Source organism: Ruegeria sp. AJ12 (assembly GCF_056536245.1).
This window is the reverse complement of the sequence record NZ_JBQFJJ010000001.1, coordinates 1232366-1250593: the sequence shown is the minus strand read 5'-3', so window position 1 is coordinate 1250593 and position 18228 is coordinate 1232366. Positions and strand designations below refer to the sequence as shown.

The following is an 18228-nucleotide window of genomic DNA, read 5'->3' as shown; positions in this document are numbered from 1 at the left end:
AACGATGCTGAGACATAAGATGACACATCCAAACTACTATGCGCCCAGTGGCGGACACCCCGGCCAGGAACAGCTTTTGACCGACCGGGCCATGTTCACCGATGCCTATGTCGTAATTCCCAAAGGTACGATGCGCGACATCGTTACCAGCTACCTCCCGTTCTGGACCGGCACGCGACTATGGGTTCTGTCCCGCCCTCTGAGCGGGTTTGCCGAGACCTTTTCACAGTATATTATGGAAGTTCAGCCCGGAGGCGGGAGCGATAAACCAGAAAGCGACCGCCGGGCGCAGGCGGTTCTGTTTGTTGTCGAGGGTGCCATCACCGTAACGCTGAATGGCGAGACGCATACGCTGGAAACCGGTGGATATGCGTATATCCCCGCGGGCGCGGAGTGGACCCTGCACAACCGTTCAGACGCGATCGCGCGATTCCACTGGGTTCGCAAAGCATACGACGCTGTGCCTGGTTTGCCTGAGCCGGATCCCATCATAACCAACGAACGCGACATTGTCCCGATCCCGATGCCCGGTACCGAGGGGCGCTGGGCCACGACACGGTTCGCCGATCCCCAGGATCTGCGCCACGACATGCATGTCAACATCGTGACATTCGAACCCGGCGGAGTAATCCCCTTTGCCGAAACCCACGTGATGGAACACGGGCTCTACGTGCTGGAAGGCAAGGCGGTTTATCGGCTCAATCAGGATTGGGTCGAGGTTGAAGCTGGCGATTACATATGGCTGCGCGCGTTCTGTCCTCAGGCCTGCTACGCTGGCGGACCGGGGCGCTTTCGCTATCTCCTCTACAAGGACGTCAATCGCCACATGCCCCTGTCATTGCCGCAGCGCTGAACGTGCAAACCGGTGTTTGCCAGACGTTTCGCCTTCAGGGGTTCACATAAGCCGATGAATCTGGTGAAATAACAGAGTTTTTAGCTTTGGAGATAGTTCGATGGTACTGCGCGGAACGATGGTGGCCTTGGCCGTCCTGATTGGCTTTGCAGCATTTGACGCGACGCCTGTTTCGGCCAAGGGAGAAACCAAATCCGTTTTTGTCATGAGCCGCACCTGGGCTGTGACGCAGGTCTCGGATGCACCGGTGGTTTATCGGGCCACACGGGACAACAACAACTTGAATCCGTTTGGCCCGCCGCCACGCCTGCGCACGGTTCAGGCGATTGCCGCGATTCAGGCGGCCACCGGCTGCAAGGCCATCGTACCCAGCATGTATCAGAATATCTCTGGCCAGTTTTTCTCGCAGGTCAGCTGCAACTGATATTGGTACAATACTTTCATTGAGGTCGCCTGATCCGACTGCCATAGCTTGCGCATGAAACTCGCGATCAACGGATTCGGCCGCATTGGCCGCACGATCCTCCGGCAGGTTCTGGCATTGCCGAAGGAATCGGATGTGGAACTGGTGTTGATCAACGATATCGCACCGCTGGAAACCTGCGCTTATCTGTTCAAATACGACAGCACATTTGGCCCCTATCCCGGCACAGTGTCGGCAGGGGACGCGGCCTTGATCGTGGATGGGCGAACCGTTCCGATGACGCAAAGCACCGATCTGGCAAAGGTCGATTTGTCGGGTGTGGACGTCCTGCTGGACTGCACCGGGATCGCCCGCAGTTCGGATGTGGCGCGGCGCGGTCTGACTGCGGGCGCAGGAAAGGTGCTGATCTCTGGCCCTTCGCCCGCGGCTGAACTGACCATCGTCCTGGGCGCAAATGAAGATCAACTGGGCAGTGCCAGGATCGTTTCGAACGCCTCGTGCACCACCAATGGTCTGGCGCCCTTGGTCAAAATTCTGGACGGCATCGGCGGCGTGGCGAGCGGTCATATGACCACCATCCATTGTTACACAAACAGCCAGCCGATGGTCGACGCGCCGCGCGGTGACCTTGCGCGATCCCGCGCCGGTGCGCTTTCGATGGTGCCAACGACCTCCAGCGCAATTCATCTGATCGATGTGGTCCTGCCGCACCTGGTCGGCCGCATCTCGGGCGCAGCGGTGCGCGTCCCAACGGCGAGCGTTTCTGCCGTGGACCTCGTGGTCACACTGGAACGTGGAATGCGCACAGAAACCTTCGAAGCCGCGTTGCGGGACGCCGTGGATGGCTCCTCCGTTCTCGGCTGGACAGATGAGCCGTTGGTGTCTTCCGATCTTCGGGCACGTCCTGAATCGCTGGTTGTTGCCGGTCCAGAGACGAGGATGGTTGGAGAGGCTCAGGTTCGGGTATTCGGTTGGTATGACAACGAGTGGGGATTTTCCGCGCGGATGCTGGATGTCGCCCGTCTGATGGCGTCAGGCTGACGGACCGGATAGCCGCCTCAGGCCGGTACGACCTTGTAAGGTGCATCAAACCAGAATTCTTCGAGATTTGCGCCATCGCCAATGCGATCGACCACCGCAAACAGACCGGGTGCGTGCAACGGGGTCAAAACACCATGCCATGTTCCACGATGGTAGTTCACCGCTTGCCCCGGTTCTGTGACAAAGGCGCGGGGGTGCCCGGGAACACCCCCTTCGTCCGCAGCGACGATGACCAGAAACGATTGGTGCGTCATGGGAATGAAGGCCTGGCTGCCCTCCGGGTGGCGCTCAACCATATCCAGTCGATAAGGCAAGGCGCGCGGGTTGGCATCAAAAAGGCTGATACCCGCACGTCCATCCGAAAAATCCAGACCAGCCAGATCATGATGCCGCCCACATTGACCCTGATTGATGAGCTTGCTCGGCGGACCGGATACCTCCAACAAATCCCCAAAAGAGGCGAACGCGCCCGCGGAAATCGGTTCCACATGGATTTGTCGGCTCATGACGGCAACATGTCCTGCAGCCGAAACTCGGCAATCCGTTCGACCTGGCGGCAGGCCTCGGCAAGTTCAGCATCGCGGTCCTGCTCGATCCGATGCTGGAAAGCCTGCAGGATCGACGCTTTGTCGTGGTCCCGCACCGCAATGATAAAGGGAAATCCAAACTTCTCCGTATACCTCTGATTCAACTCGGTGAACGTTTTGCGCTCATCATCCGTCAGGGCATCCAACCCGGCTGAGGCCTGTTCCGAGGTGCTTTCCTTGGTGAGCCGCTTGGCCTGCGCCAGCTTGCCGGCCAAATCTGGATGGGCGGTCAGCACACCCAGGCGTTTTTCCACTGAGGCGGATCGAAACATGCGCGCCAGGGCATTGTGCAATCCCCCTGCCGTGTCGTGGGCAGGCCCCAGTTCCAGATCAAAGGCGCGCTCGGCGATCCAGTCAGAGTGTTCAAAAACACCACCAAATGCCGCCACAAAATCCTCCCTTCGCATCTGCGAGGGACGCGGAAGTGTCAGGGGCGGATGCGTCTCCGACCAATGCTCGGCGATCTGCAGACGCGTCGCGAACCAGACATCCGGAACACTGCGCGCATAGTCCAGAAAGCGCTTCAGCGCCATCACCCGGCCCGGACGCCCGATCAGACGGCAATGCAATCCGATAGACAGCATCTTTGGCGCTCCGGCTGCGCCTTCTTCATAAAGCGCGTCAAAACTGTCCTTGAGATAGGAGAAAAACTGATCGCCCGAGTTGAACCCCTGTGGCGTTGCAAAGCGCATGTCGTTGCAATCCAGCGTATAGGGAACAATCAGCTGGTCCCTGTCTTCAGTCCGCAGCCAATACGGCAAATCGTCGGCATACGTATCGGATACATAGGCAAAACCGCCCTCTTCCGCGACCAGTCGCACCGTGTTTTCAGAACACCGCCCGGTGTACCAGCCGCGCGGGCGCTCTCCGACAACTTCGGTATGCAGCCGGATGGCCTCTGCGATTTCGGCGCGTTCCTGCACCTCTGACATGTCTTTGTGTTCGACCCATTTCAGCCCGTGGCTGGCGATCTCCCACCCTGCGGCCTGCATCGCTGCGACCTGATCAGGCGAACGCGCCAGCGCAGTGGCCACCCCGTAGACTGTGATCGGCAAATCCCGCATCAAACGGTGCAACCGCCAGAACCCGGCTCGTGCGCCGTATTCATAGATCGATTCCATATTCCAATGCCGCTGCCCGGGCCACGGCGCGGCCCCGACGATTTCAGACAGAAACGCCTCGGACGCCGCATCCCCATGCAAAACACAGTTCTCGCCCCCCTCTTCGTAATTCAGCACGATCTGCACAGCGAGTTTCGCACCGCCTGGCCATTGCGCATCCGGGGCGTAGGCACCGTATCCGATCATGTCGCGGGGATATCGAGGGGGCTGCATAGTGTCTTCCATCCTGATCAAGTGTTTTGACAGCTTTACCCTAGAAAGACGCCTTTGATTATCAAATCAATCCGAACAGTGTTTCCGTTTCTTTCGGCATTTCCTCCCTTTTGATGTTTGTTCCAGATTGTGGCAAACCCAAGAACACATCAAAGGAGAGACCCGTGGCAGGCTACCTCACGACACACGTTCTGGACACGGCGCGCGGTTGCCCGGCCGAGGGAATGAAAATCGCGCTCTATCAGATATCAGAGACTTCTCATCGCAAACTGATCGAGATGGAAACGAATACCGACGGTCGAACGGATGGCCCGATCCTGCCGGAGAAAGATTTTGAAACGGGGACGTACGAGTTGATATTCTTCGCCGGAGACTATTTGCGTGCCACCGGTCAGAATGGGGATGATCCGTTGTTTCTCGATCAGGTGCCGATCCGCTTCGGAATGTCCGATCGAGACGCTCATTACCACGTACCGCTTTTGCTGTCGCCTTACGGGTATTCGACCTATCGCGGCAGTTGATCGTCAGACCTCTGAGTTCCGCACCACCTTGCCGATCCGCTCGACCATGAAATCCATGAACAGGCGCGCCTTGGGATCCTGATGGCGACGATGCGTGTAAAGGCAGGCCATCTGCACCGGCACGGGCGGCGTTTCAGACGCGACCGATACTAAACGGCCGGTTTTCAGGTGCTCTGCCACTTCGAAAACGGGTTTCATCGCAATTCCCTGCCCGGACAAGGCCCAATCGGTCAGCACATCCCCGTCATCACATTCAAACCGTCCCGACACAGCGAACCGTTTCGGACCGTCTGACGTCTCAAGCATCCACTGAAACTCGGTCGCACCTGGAAACCGAAGGTTCAGACATTCGTGCTTATCCGAAATCAGTTCTGCCCCCGTTTTTGGCATGCCGCGCCGTTCCACGTATTCCGGTGCAGCGCACAGAACGCGCTGACAATCGGCGATCTTTCGAATGCGTAGCGTGCTGTCTTCGGGCTGGCCAAGGAAAAAGGCCAGATCCAGACCTTCGGTCGTGAGATCCACCGAGCGGTCGGTCAATCGCAGACGGATATCAATCTCTGGGTATTCCGACAGAAAATCAGGCACATGAGGCGCCAACAGACGGCGCCCGACCCCAAGCGGAGCGGCCACGAACAGCGACCCGCGCGGCGCTTCGGTCAGATGTGTGACCTGGGCTTCTGCCTCGTCCACGGCATCCAAAACGGACACCGCACCAGGATAAAACGCGCGGCCCTGTTCGGTTGGCGTCAGATTCCGGGTCGTGCGCTGGAACAAGCGAACACCCAGATGATCCTCGAGCTGCGATATCCGCGCCGAGGTTACGGCAGGCGAAATCCGCATGTCCCGCCCGGCGGCGGACATGCTCCCCAAGTCGTAGACTCGGACAAAGGTGCGGATATTGTCGAGATAGGACATCTTATCGTTTTTTTTGATACAGTTTGACAATATACGGGAATACCGAAGAAAAGCCCGCTTGCCTAGTGTGGCGGCAAGCAATCGGAGAACTGTATATGTACGACCTCGTCGTGTTCTGGGACTGGCTGGCCTTTGCCGTGCGTTGGCTGCACGTCATCACCGCTATCGCCTGGATCGGATCGTCCTTCTACTTTATTGCGCTGGATCTGGGTCTGAACCGCGACATTCCAGGTCCTGCGGACGGTGAGGAATGGCAGGTCCATGGCGGTGGATTTTATCACATCCAGAAATACCTGGTCGCGCCCGAGCGGATGCCGGACCATCTGACATGGTTCAAGTGGGAAAGCTATGCCACGTGGCTCAGCGGCGCGGCGCTGCTGATGATTGTCTACTGGGTCGGTGGCGAGTTGTATCTGATTGACGCCCAGAAAGCTGATCTGGCACTGTGGCAAGGTATCCTGATTTCAGCAGCGTCCCTGACCATCGGCTGGCTGGTTTATGACTTTCTGTGCAAATCCGGTCTGGGCGAGCGCCCCACCCTCCTGATGGTCCTGTTATTCGTGCTGCTGGTGGCAATGGGCTGGGGTTACAATCAGATTTTCACCGGACGCGCCATGATGCTGCATCTGGGGGCGTTCACGGCAACGATCATGACAGCAAACGTGTTCTTCATCATCATGCCGAACCAACGCATTGTGGTCGACGATCTCAAAAACGGGCGGACGCCAGACCCCAAATACGGCAAGATCGCCAAGCTGCGGTCGACGCATAACAACTACCTGACGCTGCCTGTCGTGTTTCTGATGTTGTCGAACCACTATCCGCTGGCCTTCGCAACTGAATACAACTGGATCATTGCCGCGCTGGTGTTTCTGATGGGCGTCACCATCCGGCATTACTTCAACACCCGTCATGCCCGCGCCGGCAATCCCACCTGGACCTGGCTGGTCACCGCGATTTTGTTCATTGCCATCATGTGGCTGTCGACGGCGCCCATGTACAAACCACTGGAAGAGGCAGAGGCGCAGCCGTTGACGCCTTATGAGCAGAGGTTCGCGGCGGCTGATGGGTTTGAAGAAGCCCACGACATTGTGCTGGGCCGCTGTTCCATGTGTCATGCGCGCGAACCCGTATGGGAAGGCATCCTGTGGGCGCCCAATGGTGTCCTGCTTGAAACCGAAGCGGACATCGCCCGGAATGCGCGGCAAATCTATCTGCAGGCGGGCGTCAGCCATGCAATGCCGCCCGCGAATGTGACGTATATGGAGCCGGAGGACCGCGCTGCCATCATACGCTGGGTCCGTAGCGCCGGCCTGTAACGCGACCACAATCTGGGCCTATTCGGTCGGGGAAACTTTTAAACCCTTTCCCCAACTGGTTTCAAATGCTCTAACCTAAGGTTAATAAGCCGCAATACAATCACAATGCGGCGAAATTGATTTCGACTAGGGACAGTTGGAGCCATCTGATGCAACGGAGCAAGCCGCGCGGCAAACTGATATGCGTGCTTATTGGCCTGTTGCTGACTTTTGCTCCGACCACATTGTCGGCCCTTGAGACAACGCTGAACATCCCGGGCGCTTCGAAAGACCTGGTTCAACGGATCGAAGAAACATCTTCGATCACGACGGCGGAATCCCGCGGCCTGGATACGCCGCTGGAAATCCTCTCCGCCGCTCTTTCCGACTATCGCACCATCGTCCAAATTTTATATGACGAAGGGTATTTCAGCCCCGTTGTCAGCATCAAACTGGATGGACAGGAAGCCGCCGACCTCAGCTCGTTCAGCGTGCCGGCGCAAATCAACCGCGCCGTGATTGATATCGAAACCGGCCCGACATTCACCTTTGGAACAGCCGTTGTTCAACCGCTGGCACCCGAAACCGAATTGCCCGAAGAGTTTGCCCCGGGTCAGCGCGCGACAACCGGTGCCATTCAACAAGCTGCCTCGGCCGGTGTGCAGGCCTGGAGAGATGCAGGTCATGCCAAGGCCGATGTCGCGGACCAGAAAGTCATAGCACGTCATGCTCAGGCCCGGCTGGACGCAGAGATCGATCTGGATCCGGGTCGACGGCTGACCTTTGGCAAGATGTTCGTCACGGGTGACACGGATGTGCGGCACCGTTCGATTGAAAAGATCGCAGGGTTCCCGAGCGGCGAGGTCTATTCACCCGCACAGATCCAAAAGGTCGGAACCCGGCTGCGTCGAACCGGCACGTTCAGCACTGTCTCGCTACAGGAACGGGACACGCCCAACCCGGACGGTACGCTGGATTTCGATGCAACCTTCGAAGACCTGCCCAAACGCCGCCTGACATTTGGTGTGGAACTGGCCTCGCGCGATGGCGTGGACGTGACCGCAAGCTGGACGCACCGAAACGTATTCAGGCGCGCAGAGCGGTTGCGTTTTGAGGCCGCACTGCGAAACATCGGCGGCTCCGAGGATCTGGACGGGCGGATCGGGCTGCGGCTGGATCAACCGGACCGGCTGGGCCCGGATGACAACACGTTCTGGAGCGCCCTGCTGGAGCGGCGCAACACCGACAACTACAATGTCACCGTCGCATCTTTTTCATACGGCGCGCGGCGCACTTTTTCCGATCAGCTCTATGCAGAGGCGTCGGCAGGCTTTCAATGGTCCGATGCAGACGACGCTTATGGCGACGGCCGCAAATTCCGGTATTTCATCCTGCCGTTCCGATCGGAATGGGACCGGCGCGACAGCAAGGTCAGCGCAACCCGCGGATATTACCTGGATTCTCAAGTCATGCCCTTTGTTGGCTTATCCGGAACAGATACCGGCATTCGGCTGTTTTTTGATGGGCGCGCCTATACCAGCCTCGGAACCGGTGGAAACCTGGTGCTGGCGGGGCGGGTTCAACTGGGCTCGGTTATCGGTCCACCTGCGGACGGTGTTACACCGGATTTCCTGTTCTTCTCCGGCGGCGCTGGCACGGTGCGGGGTCAGCCCTATGAAAGCCTTGGCATCCCGGTTGGAACCGGCATTGCGGGCGGCAGATCGTTTCTGGGCTTTTCCGGAGAAGTCCGCGGCAAGGTCACTGACGCCCTGTCTCTGGTCGGATTTTACGATTACGGTATCGTAGACACGTCATCCTTTGTCGGCAGCGGTGCCGAAGACCACGCCGGTGCCGGGATCGGGGTCAGGTATGACCTGGGCGGCTTTGGACCGCTGCGCTTTGACCTCGCCTACCCGGTTCAGGGCGACACCGGCAATGGCCTGCAATTTTACATCGGGATCGGACAGGCATTTTGAACTGGCGTCTCTCATATCCCTTTCTGCTAGTGGCTTTGACCGCGCCCGCACCGTTGATAGCGCAGGATGACGGCGGCGGCAGCATGATCGAGCGGTTCCTGCAGGACACGCTGTCCGGGGACAATCAGAATGTCAGGGTCACGGGGTTGCAAGGGGCCCTGAGTTCGCGCGCGACAATCGGGGAAATCACGGTTGCAGATGATGAAGGCGTCTGGCTGACCATCAGGGATGCCGAACTGGACTGGAACCGTCTGGCCCTGATCCGGGGCAGGTTCTCTGTCAACACGCTGACTGCCCAAGAGATCGACATTGCCCGCGCGCCGGGCACCACGACGAAAGATGAACTGCCGCCATCCGCAGAAACCCAGCCCTTCCAGTTGCCCGAGTTGCCGATCGCCATCGAGATCGGCGAAATTCGGATTGATGACCTTGCATTGGGAGAACCCTTGATTGGCGTTGCAGCCGAACTGTCCGTCAGCGGCGACCTCTCCCTCGCAGATGGAACGCTGGCCACAAATCTGGAGATCACACGGCTGGATCAACCGGGTGATCAGATCGGCCTGACGGCGGGCTTTGAGAATTCGAACAGCCAGATCGATCTGGATCTGCAGGTGGTCGAAGCGTCGGGCGGTCTGATCTCGACCGCCCTTAAGATTCCGAACAGCCCTCCGATTGAGTTGACGGCAAAGGGGTCCGGTCCGGTCACGGATTTCACCGCTGATATCGGTCTGAGCAGCGACAACCAGCAGCGTGTCACAGGCCAGGTTCGATTGCGATCTGCGCCAACAGCCGCCGCAAGCGCGCGTGACGGAATAGCCTTCACCGCCGATCTGGGCGGTGATCTGACGCCGTTCGTTGCCGAGAACATGGACGTTTTTTTCGGCACCCAGACGCGCCTTTTTGTCGACGGCCTGACCCATCCGGATGGTGCGCTCGACATCAGCGATCTGGAGTTCACGTCGCAGGCGATGAACCTGAAAGGGGAACTGCAACTTGCGACCGGCGGCACGCTGCAGCTTGCAGCGCTGCAGGGTCGCATTACGCCGCCGGATGGAGAAACGGTGGTGCTGCCGGTATCCGGTGGGGACACGTCCATTGAGGCCGCACAGATTTCGGCCCTGTTCGATCAAAAGAACGGCGACCATTGGGATCTGAGCCTGACGGCTGACGCTTTCACGTCGAAACAAATTAACCTGCAACGGGCCCAAATCACTGCCCAGGGCACGCTGGTGCAGGGCAACACCCTGGCGGTGGATGGCGATGTCCAAGCGGCATTGGACGGGGTCGACATGGTGGATCCGGCGCTGAACAAGGCTCTGGGTGACCGCATCACTCTGGATGGCTTATTCAACTACGGCAGCGAACAGTCATTGAACCTGTCGGGGTTCGAACTGGTCGGGTCCGATTACATATTGGGGGTTGACGCGCTGATCAGCGGTTTGACCAGCGGCTTGAATGTGAATGGGTCCGCATCGCTGGAGGCGTCGGACCTGTCTCGGTTTTCCGATCTGGCAAGGCTCCAGTTGGGCGGGCAGGCCTCGGCGCAGGTCACGGGCAGCGGCTCACCCCTGGAAGGCAGCTTTGACGGCAAACTGGTTGTCGAGGGCAGCGACCTGTCCACCGGACGCGACGATATCGACCCGGTGATTGCAGGCGAAACCACAATAACGCTTGATGCCAAACGCGATACTGACGGTGTGTCGGTCCGCGAGTTCACCGTGATCGCAGATGCGCTGCGCGCCCAGGCCAGCGGCACCGTGACAACCCCGGATGGCAATGTCTCAATCGATGGGCAAGCCAGCGTGAACTCCCGCGACCTGTCTGTGTTTTCCGGTCTGGCCAAACGTGATCTGGATGGCGCGCTTCAGGCCAGTCTGGAGGGTAAGGGGACGATTCAGACATTGGAATATGATGGAACAGCCAGCGTGACCGGTCAGAATATCAAGACCGGGATGGCGGACATCGATCCCTTGCTGTCGGGTCGGGCAACCATTGAGTTTGATGGTGCCATTAGTCAGGATCAGATCGAAATCCGACAGGCCAAGGTAAACGGATCCGCCCTCACCGCAGAGGTTGCTGCGACCGTTGACGATCCGACGGGCAATCTGGCGGTGGACGGCCAAGGCAAACTGACAGTTCCGGACCTGTCGCTCTTTTCGGCCCTTGCACAGCGCGATCTGGCCGGATCAATTCGTGCTGATGTGCAGGGCAAGGGCGCACAAGGCAGCAAGACCTTTGAGGTGCAAGGGACAGTGGAAGCCGACGATGTCAGCACCGGCATCGAACCGATCGACAAACTGATACAGGGCCGAACTGAGCTGACGGTTGACGCTGTGAACGACGATCAAGGTCTCAACATTCGCACCTTTAGCCTGAACGGCACGGCCCTGTCGGCCAATGCATCCGGTCAGTTGGATCGGGACTCGGGTGGCCTCGACTTCACTGCCCGGCTGGATGATCTGGCGCGGCTGTCGAACACCCTCTCAGGACCGCTGACGCTGAACGGAAATGTTGCACCGTCCGGCTCCGGACTGGAAGGCACGGCGAGCCTTGAGGGCCCTGACAGCTCGTATGCCAATCTCAAGGGCACTGTGGATACAGACGGCGCTGCCGATCTGGAATTCGATGCCAAATTCAACCGGATCGAACGGTTCGCGCCAGATTTTCCCGGAACCATTGCCGCAACCGGCACGGCAAAACGCGCCAACGGAGTCTGGGCCATCAATGCCAAGTCCAGCGGACCGGCAGATATCAACACGACTGTTGCGGGTACGTTCAATGAGACGTCTGGTGAGGCAGACCTGACAGCGCAGGGCGGCATCAACATCGGGCTTGCAAACATCTTCATCACACCCAACAAGATCGATGGTTCCGCCCGGTTCGATCTGGCGCTCAAGGGTAAACCGGCGCTGGAGTCCGTCAGCGGTTCGATCACAACATCCGGCACTTCATTGGCGATCCCGTCCATTGGCCAAACGATCACAGGGATCACTGGGTCGGTAAATCTGGCAAACAGCCGCGCCACGATTTCGCTGAACGGCGGCGTACGCGCGGGCGGCGGATTTACCGTCAGCGGGCCCGTGGATCTGACGCCGCCCTTCAACGCGCAGATCACCACCGCGATCAATAGTCTCGTGCTGACGGATCAGTTGTTGTACGAAACAACTCTTAACGGCCAGATCGCGATGACCGGGGCTTTGGCGGGCAACAGTGCGCTGGCCGGGCAGATCACCTTTGCCGAGACCAATATCAACCTTGCCGCCGCCTCGGGCGCTGTTGGCGCTGCACCGATTCCCGAAATCCAGCATCTGAACGAAAGCCGCGCCAGCTACATCACACGTGAGAGGGCACAGCTGGTTGCCACCGATGACGGCAGCCAAAGCGCCTCTCGTATTTCTCTGGATATCAGCCTTTCCGCCCCCAAAGCCGTTTTTGTGCGCGGTCGGGGCGTGAACGCGGAATTGGGCGGTCGGATCGTGATTGGCGGCACCACCACCTCGGTTGTTCCGTCAGGTCAGATCGAACTGATCCGCGGCAGCTTTGATATCCTCGGGCGCAGGCTGGCGCTGACCAAGGGCATTGTCACGCTGCAGGGTGATCTGACCCCGTATATCGAGTTCGAGTCTTCGGCCAGCACATCCGACGGGACGGCCACGATCGAGATTGCCGGCCCGCTCGACTCGCCCGAAGTCGACGTCTTTTCCGATCCCGAACGTCCCGCTGAAGAAGCTCTCGCCATACTCTTATTCGGCAACAGGTTTTCCGAGCTTTCACCGTTTGTCGTCGCCCAGATGGCGGCCTCGCTGGCGCAGCTCAGCGGGGCTGGCGGGGACACCACCAGTGGCCTGCGTAAATCAACTGGCGTCGACACGATTGACATAGGCGCGACCGAAGGCGGCGCCGGGCGACTTGGGGCCGGTGCGTATCTGAGCGACAATCTCTATACGGATTTCACGGTGAACACCGAAGGCGATACCGAGGTGAACCTGAACCTCGACGTCACCGACAACTTCACCGTCCGCGGCACGGTGGACGGAAGGGGCGAAACCGGTATCGGCCTCTTTTTCGAGCGGGACTACTGAGCGACCGGCCGGCCGCCGCGCCTATTTCCGCCGAATCCCGATAGGCTGGCCCATTTGATCAACGCGGTCCAACGCTTTGTGATCGGCCACCATCTGCGCCAAACGAGCAACGGCCCATTCCGGATAAGCGACGGCACGCCCCGTATCATGGCTGACATTCATGAACAGTGCTTCCTGGGTCGCACAGACTTCGTTGTCAGAGGCCGAGATCATCTGAGCAAAATAGTGCCCGCGTTTTGAATCGGCATCCAGCATCCGAAAGTGAAAACTGACTGTCGCATCTTGGGTGACTTCGCGCAGAAACGTCAGATGAGACTGAAGAATATAGGGGCCCTGCCCCGCAGCCTGGACCTGTGGTTCGCCCAGACCCAGATGGTCGACCAGCATCTGCTCCAACGCAATGTCAAAGGCGACGCCGTAATAGCCCACATTCATATGGCCGTTATAGTCAATCCAGGCAGGATTGATGGGACGGCCCGGAATTTCAATCGGTGCCGGGTATGGACCGTCATGACCACCTGTTGGGTATTGTGACATCACTGCCTCCTTTTACGGAGACATGAAGGCGGGAAACCAAGGCTGTGTCCAGCGCACAAAACGAAAAAGGGCGGCCCTGATCCGGACCGCCCTTCTTGTCTGTTTACGTGCCGCTACTCTGCCGCGATGGCGTCGTCGATCTTTTCCACACGAATGGCCGAGAACTTGAACTCGGGGATCTTGCCGTAAGGGTCGATGGCCGAGTTGGTCAGGATATTCGCCGCCGCCTCAACATAGGCGAACGGGATGAACACCATATCCTCGGCGATCGCCCGGTCGGCGCGCACCATAATTTCGATCGACCCGCGTCGGGTCGTCAGGCGGATGGTCTCGCCCGGTTCAATATCCATCAGTTTCAGCGTGCGCGGATTCATCGAACAATTCGCTTCAGGCTCGACCGCATCCAGAACCATTGCGCGGCGTGTCATTGACCCAGTGTGCCAGTGCTCAAGCTGACGGCCTGTCGTGGCGATCATCGGATACTCTTCATCCGGGGATTCGTCTGGCGGAATGATGCTGGCCGGTGTGAACTTGGCCTTGCCGTCTGCGCGCGGGAAACCATCACCGAACACGATGGACTGTCCGGGATCGGTTTCGCTGAGCGAGGGATAGGTGATGGATTCCGTTTCCAGACGCTCCCACGTGATGTTGTCGAGCGATTCCATGGTCAGCTTCATTTCGTTGAAGATCTGAGACACATCCGTGTAGTCCCATCTCAACCCAATCCGTTGCGCAAGATCGACGGTAATCTGCCAGTCTTCGCGCGCCTCACCCGGGGGCGCCACGGCAGGGCGCACCCGCTGGACCTGACGGTTGGTGTTCGACACCGTTCCGTTTTTCTCATACAGCGCAGACGCGGGCAGGATGATGTCGGCATAGTTCGCCGTCTCGGTCAGGAAAATATCCTGCACGATCATCAACTCCAGCTTGGCCAGCGCCTCGCGCGCATGGTTCACATCCGGGTCGGACATGGCCGGGTTTTCGCCCAGAATATACATCCCCTTGATGTTGCGGGCATAAATCTGGTCGACGATCTCGGTAACCGTCAGACCTTTCTCGTTCGAGAAATCCTCAGACCCCCAGACATCGGTGAACTGCGCGCGGATGTTGTCATCCGTGACCGTTTTGTAGTCCGGCAGGAACATCGGGATCAGACCTGCATCGGACGCGCCCTGCACGTTGTTTTGTCCGCGTAGCGGGTGCAGACCCGCGCCAGGTTTACCAACATTGCCGGTCATCAATGCCAGCGAAATCAGGCAACGCGAGTTGTCGGTGCCGTGGATGTGCTGGCTGACGCCCATGCCCCAGAAGATCAAACCGGCCTTGGCCTGTGCAAAGGTCCGGGCCACGCGGCGCAGTTGATCCGGTTCGACGCCACAAATCGGCGCCATCGCCTCGGGCGTGAAGGCACGCAGGTGCTCTTTCTCGGCCTCCCAGTTCTCGGTCCAGCGGTGGATGTACTGGCTGTCGTACAGTTCCTCCTCGACAATCACGTTCATGATCGCGTTCAGCATCGAGACGTCCGCACCCGGGCGGAACTGCAGCATCTCATCTGCGAACTTGCGCATGCCCACACCGCGTGGGTCCATCACGATCAGCTTGCCGCCGCGCTTGGTGAACTGCTTGAAATAGGTCGCAGCCACCGGGTGATTTTCGATCGGATTGGCCCCGATGATGATCGCCACATCCGCGTTTTCGATCTCATTGAAGGTCGCGGTCACAGCACCTGAGCCCACGTTCTCGATGAGCGCAGCCACAGACGACGCATGGCACAGGCGCGTGCAGTGGTCGACGTTGTTGTGCTTGAAGCCCTGACGGATGAACTTCTGGAACAGGTAGGCTTCTTCATTGGTGCACTTGGCCGAGCCAAAGCCAGCAACACTGCGCGGATCCTCGTCGCGCAAGGCTTTCAGCTTGGTGGCGGCCAGATCCATCGCCTCTTCCCATGTTGCCTCGCGGAAATGGGTCGACAGGTCCGACGGATCGACGTTCAGGCCCTTCTCGGGCGCATCTTCGCGCCGGATCAATGGCTTGGTCAGGCGATGCGGGTGGTGGATATAGTCGAAACCGAAGCGGCCTTTGACGCACAGACGTCCTTCATTTGCCGGGCCGTTGATGCCCTCGACATACTTCACCTTACCGTCTTTGACCTTCAACGAGACCTTGCAGCCCACGCCGCAGAACGGGCAGACGCTTTCCGTTTCACTATCGTAATCCTTGCTGTCGCCACGCTGCTGGTCATCCAGAACAGTGGCGGGCATCAGGGCACCGGTTGGGCAGGCCTGAACACATTCGCCACAGGCGACGCAAGTTGAGTCGCCCATCGGGTCGTTCTGGTCGAAGACCACCTGTGCGGTATGGCCACGACCGGCCATTCCGATCACATCATTGACCTGCACATCGCGGCAGGCCCGGACGCAGAGATTACAGTTGATGCAGGCGTCCAGATTGACGCGCATCGCAACGTGGCTGTCATCCAAGAGCGGGATTTTCTCGGGCTCTTTTGTCGGAAAACGGCTGATGCTGACATCGGTCAGCTTGGCCATGTCCCAGAAGTGGCTGGAGGTGTCGTGCGCCTCTTCGGGTTGGTCTGCAACCAGCAACTCCATCACCATGGCGCGCGATTTCTCGGCGCGTTCGCTGTCGGTTTTCACCACCATCCCGTCTGCTGCAGGCCGGATGCACGAGGCAACCAGCGTACGCTCGCCTTCCACCTCGACCATACAGGCACGGCAGTTTCCGTCGGGTTTGTAGCCCGGCTGAGGTTTGTGGCACAGGTGAGGGATGGTGAACCCCTGCCCCTTGGCGGCTTCCCAGATCGTCCAGCCTTCGGGCACGGTGACATCTTCGCCGTTCAGGTTGAAGGTGACGGTCTTGGTTGGGCTTGCGTCTAGCATGGCTCTGTCTCCCTTCAGATTTCATCAGCGAAATGTTTCATGACAAGGCGGATCGGGTTCGGAGCAGCCTGCCCCAGACCGCAGATCGAGGCATCGCCCATGACCTGACACAGATCTTCCAGCAGGTCCTGATCCCACTTGTCCGCCTGCATCAGCTTCACCGCCTTTTCGCAGCCTGCCCGGCAAGGTGTGCACTGGCCGCAGCTTTCGTCTTCGAAAAACCGCAGCATGTTCAGCGCCGCATCGCGGGCGGTGTCCTGATCGGACAGAACCACCACGGCAGCGGACCCGATGAAGGTCCCCAGCGGTTGCAGGGTGTCGAAGTCGAGCGGGACATCATCGATGCTGGCGGGCAACAGACCAGACGACGGCCCACCCGGCTGATAGGCCTTGAACACATGACCCTGGGCCATACCACCGGCGGCCTCGATCACATCCAGAATGGTCGACCCGGCAGGTAGTAGATAGACGCCCGGCTTCGCCACGCGGCCCGAGACCGAGTAACTGCGCAGACCGACACGGCCGTTCTTTTCGGTGCTGTTGAGGCATTCCGGACCCTCACGACAGACCTTTGCCACCCAATACAGCGTCTCGACATTGTGCACCAAGGTTGGGCGGTTAAAGACCCCGACCTGCGCCACGAACGGAGGGCGGTGACGCGGCAGGCCTTTCTTGCCTTCTATCGACTCGATCATCGCCGATTCTTCGCCGCAGATGTAAGCACCGGCACCCCGACGCAGGTCGATATAGCCTTGTTCAACAATACCGGCCTGCTCCAGCGCGGCGATCTCGCGGCGCAAAATCTCCAGAACCGCCGGGTATTCATCGCGCATATAGATAAAGCAAGTCTCGGCCTCGACCGCCCAGGCAGCGATCAACATGCCTTCGAGGAAGACATGCGGGGTACGCTCCAGATAGTAGCGATCCTTGAATGTACCCGGTTCACCTTCGTCGCCGTTCACGGCCAGATAGCGCGGACCCTCGTTCATGCGAACAAAGCCCCATTTCTTGCCGGACGGGAAACCAGCACCCCCCAGACCACGCAGACCCGAGGACAGAACGTCTTCCTGCACCTTCTCCCAGTCGCCGCCATAGCGCAGGTCTTTCAGCTTGGCGTAGCCGCCATTGGCCTCATATGTCGCAAAGGCTTCGTAGTCGGGCAGATGGGCGTGCGTGTCGCCCGCAGCAATCGCCGCCTGTACTTTTTCGGGGGTCGCATGGTCGATGTGGTTGTGGCCGATCTCCAAGACCGGAGCGGTATCGCAACGTCCCATACAGGGCGCGCGGACAACGCGGACCTCGGCCGGGTCCAGCCCGTCTTCCAGTGCCTTTTGCAACTGCTGGGCACCGGCCATTTCGCAGGAGAGCGAATCACAGACCCGAATGGTCAGCGCGGGGGGCGGCACCTCATCCTCTTTCACCACATCGAAATGCGCGTAGAAGGTTGCCGTTTCATAGACCTCGGCTTGACCGATCCGCATCTCAACCGCCAGGGCGGCAATGTGGTCGGCACTGATATGACCGTGTTCATCCTGAATCAAATGCAGAAATTCGATCAGCAGGTCACGGCGGCGCGGTCGGTCGCCCAGCAGGCGGTGAATTTCAGCCTGTGCCTCATCCGTGAACTGACGGCCCTTGGGCGTGTGCCGCCCCTTGCCTTTACCTGACTTCCAGACGCCCTTGGGTGCGCCTGATGGCTTGGTATCTAATGGTGCCATGATGCCCTCCGATTGAGACCCATGTCTCATCAGATTAATATA

At 59.1% G+C, this 18228-nt stretch carries 13 protein-coding genes; 7 read left to right on the top strand and 6 right to left on the bottom strand.

What is annotated here, in order from left to right; all coding sequences use genetic code 11:
• The first annotated feature begins 19 nt into the window (after nt 1-19).
• The 3 genes from ACR3E0_RS06325 (at nt 20) to ACR3E0_RS06315 (ending at nt 2318) form a co-directional block, all read left to right on the top strand.
• Complete coding sequence (locus ACR3E0_RS06325) at nt 20-853, top strand: bifunctional allantoicase/(S)-ureidoglycine aminohydrolase (RefSeq protein ID WP_480477237.1); 834 nt, start codon at nt 20-22, stop codon at nt 851-853.
• Between the two features lie 100 nt (nt 854-953).
• Nucleotides 954-1277: a hypothetical protein gene (locus ACR3E0_RS06320; RefSeq protein WP_480477235.1), complete on the top strand. Its 324-nt coding sequence runs from the start codon at nt 954-956 to the stop codon at nt 1275-1277.
• Nucleotides 1278-1331: 54 nt separating this feature from the next.
• Nucleotides 1332-2318: a type I glyceraldehyde-3-phosphate dehydrogenase gene (locus ACR3E0_RS06315; protein WP_480477233.1), complete on the top strand. Its 987-nt coding sequence runs from the start codon at nt 1332-1334 to the stop codon at nt 2316-2318.
• A gap of 17 nt (nt 2319-2335) precedes the next feature.
• Here the strand turns inward: ACR3E0_RS06315 and ACR3E0_RS06310 are convergent, their stop codons facing one another.
• A complete protein-coding gene (locus ACR3E0_RS06310; RefSeq protein WP_480477231.1) occupies nt 2336-2824 on the bottom strand; it encodes an ureidoglycolate lyase in 489 nt (162 codons plus the stop codon).
• Nucleotides 2821-4239: an allantoinase PuuE gene (puuE, locus tag ACR3E0_RS06305; protein WP_480477229.1), complete on the bottom strand. Its 1419-nt coding sequence runs from the start codon at nt 4237-4239 to the stop codon at nt 2821-2823. The genes ACR3E0_RS06310 and puuE overlap by 4 nt, the downstream gene beginning before the upstream one ends.
• 164 nt (nt 4240-4403) lie before the next feature.
• On the opposite strand from puuE, the gene uraH reads away from it, so the two are divergent.
• Nucleotides 4404-4760 (top strand): hydroxyisourate hydrolase, encoded by a 357-nt coding sequence (gene uraH / locus ACR3E0_RS06300; RefSeq protein WP_480477227.1) that lies wholly within the window; start codon nt 4404-4406, stop codon nt 4758-4760.
• 3 nt (nt 4761-4763) lie between these two features.
• On the opposite strand, the gene ACR3E0_RS06295 is transcribed toward uraH, so the two are convergent.
• Entirely contained in the window at nt 4764-5678 is a 915-nt protein-coding gene (locus tag ACR3E0_RS06295; RefSeq protein ID WP_480477225.1) for a LysR family transcriptional regulator, read from the bottom strand.
• 95 nt (nt 5679-5773) lie between these two features.
• On the opposite strand from ACR3E0_RS06295, the gene ACR3E0_RS06290 reads away from it, so the two are divergent.
• From ACR3E0_RS06290 to ACR3E0_RS06280, 3 genes are all read left to right on the top strand, one after another.
• Entirely contained in the window at nt 5774-6997 is a 1224-nt protein-coding gene (locus ACR3E0_RS06290; protein WP_480477223.1) for a urate hydroxylase PuuD, read from the top strand.
• 149 nt (nt 6998-7146) lie between these two features.
• Nucleotides 7147-8952 (top strand): autotransporter assembly complex protein TamA, encoded by a 1806-nt coding sequence (locus ACR3E0_RS06285; protein WP_480477221.1) that lies wholly within the window; start codon nt 7147-7149, stop codon nt 8950-8952.
• A 29-nt stretch (nt 8953-8981) separates the two neighbouring features.
• Nucleotides 8982-13034 (top strand): translocation/assembly module TamB domain-containing protein, encoded by a 4053-nt coding sequence (locus ACR3E0_RS06280; RefSeq protein ID WP_480477219.1) that lies wholly within the window; start codon nt 8982-8984, stop codon nt 13032-13034.
• A 21-nt stretch (nt 13035-13055) separates the two neighbouring features.
• Here the strand turns inward: ACR3E0_RS06280 and ACR3E0_RS06275 are convergent, their stop codons facing one another.
• From ACR3E0_RS06275 to ACR3E0_RS06265, 3 genes are all read right to left on the bottom strand, one after another.
• The gene (locus tag ACR3E0_RS06275; RefSeq protein ID WP_480477217.1) at nt 13056-13571 is read right to left on the bottom strand and encodes a thioesterase family protein; all 516 of its coding nucleotides are present in this window, start codon (nt 13569-13571) and stop codon (nt 13056-13058) included.
• Between the two features lie 113 nt (nt 13572-13684).
• Nucleotides 13685-16468, bottom strand: coding sequence for a formate dehydrogenase subunit alpha (fdhF, locus tag ACR3E0_RS06270; protein ID WP_480477215.1), 2784 nt, complete (start codon nt 16466-16468; stop codon nt 13685-13687).
• Nucleotides 16469-16482: 14 nt separating this feature from the next.
• Complete coding sequence (locus ACR3E0_RS06265) at nt 16483-18186, bottom strand: NAD(P)H-dependent oxidoreductase subunit E (protein WP_480477213.1); 1704 nt, start codon at nt 18184-18186, stop codon at nt 16483-16485.
• Nucleotides 18187-18228: the final 42 nt, after the last annotated feature.

Bases quoted from the DNA above. Each gene is read 5' to 3' on its own strand.
- ACR3E0_RS06325 (WP_480477237.1), top strand. From the start codon at position 20: ATGACACATCCAAACTACTATGCGCCCAGTGGCGGACACCCCGGCCAG.
- ACR3E0_RS06320 (WP_480477235.1), top strand. From the start codon at position 954: ATGGTACTGCGCGGAACGATGGTGGCCTTGGCCGTCCTGATTGGCTTT.
- ACR3E0_RS06315 (WP_480477233.1), top strand. From the start codon at position 1,332: ATGAAACTCGCGATCAACGGATTCGGCCGCATTGGCCGCACGATCCTC.
- ACR3E0_RS06310 (WP_480477231.1), bottom strand. From the start codon at position 2,824: ATGAGCCGACAAATCCATGTGGAACCGATTTCCGCGGGCGCGTTCGCC.
- puuE (WP_480477229.1), bottom strand. From the start codon at position 4,239: ATGCAGCCCCCTCGATATCCCCGCGACATGATCGGATACGGTGCCTAC.
- ACR3E0_RS06295 (WP_480477225.1), bottom strand. From the start codon at position 5,678: ATGTCCTATCTCGACAATATCCGCACCTTTGTCCGAGTCTACGACTTG.
- ACR3E0_RS06290 (WP_480477223.1), top strand. From the start codon at position 5,774: ATGTACGACCTCGTCGTGTTCTGGGACTGGCTGGCCTTTGCCGTGCGT.
- ACR3E0_RS06285 (WP_480477221.1), top strand. From the start codon at position 7,147: ATGCAACGGAGCAAGCCGCGCGGCAAACTGATATGCGTGCTTATTGGC.
- ACR3E0_RS06275 (WP_480477217.1), bottom strand. From the start codon at position 13,571: ATGTCACAATACCCAACAGGTGGTCATGACGGTCCATACCCGGCACCG.
- fdhF (WP_480477215.1), bottom strand. From the start codon at position 16,468: ATGCTAGACGCAAGCCCAACCAAGACCGTCACCTTCAACCTGAACGGC.
- ACR3E0_RS06265 (WP_480477213.1), bottom strand. From the start codon at position 18,186: ATGGCACCATTAGATACCAAGCCATCAGGCGCACCCAAGGGCGTCTGG.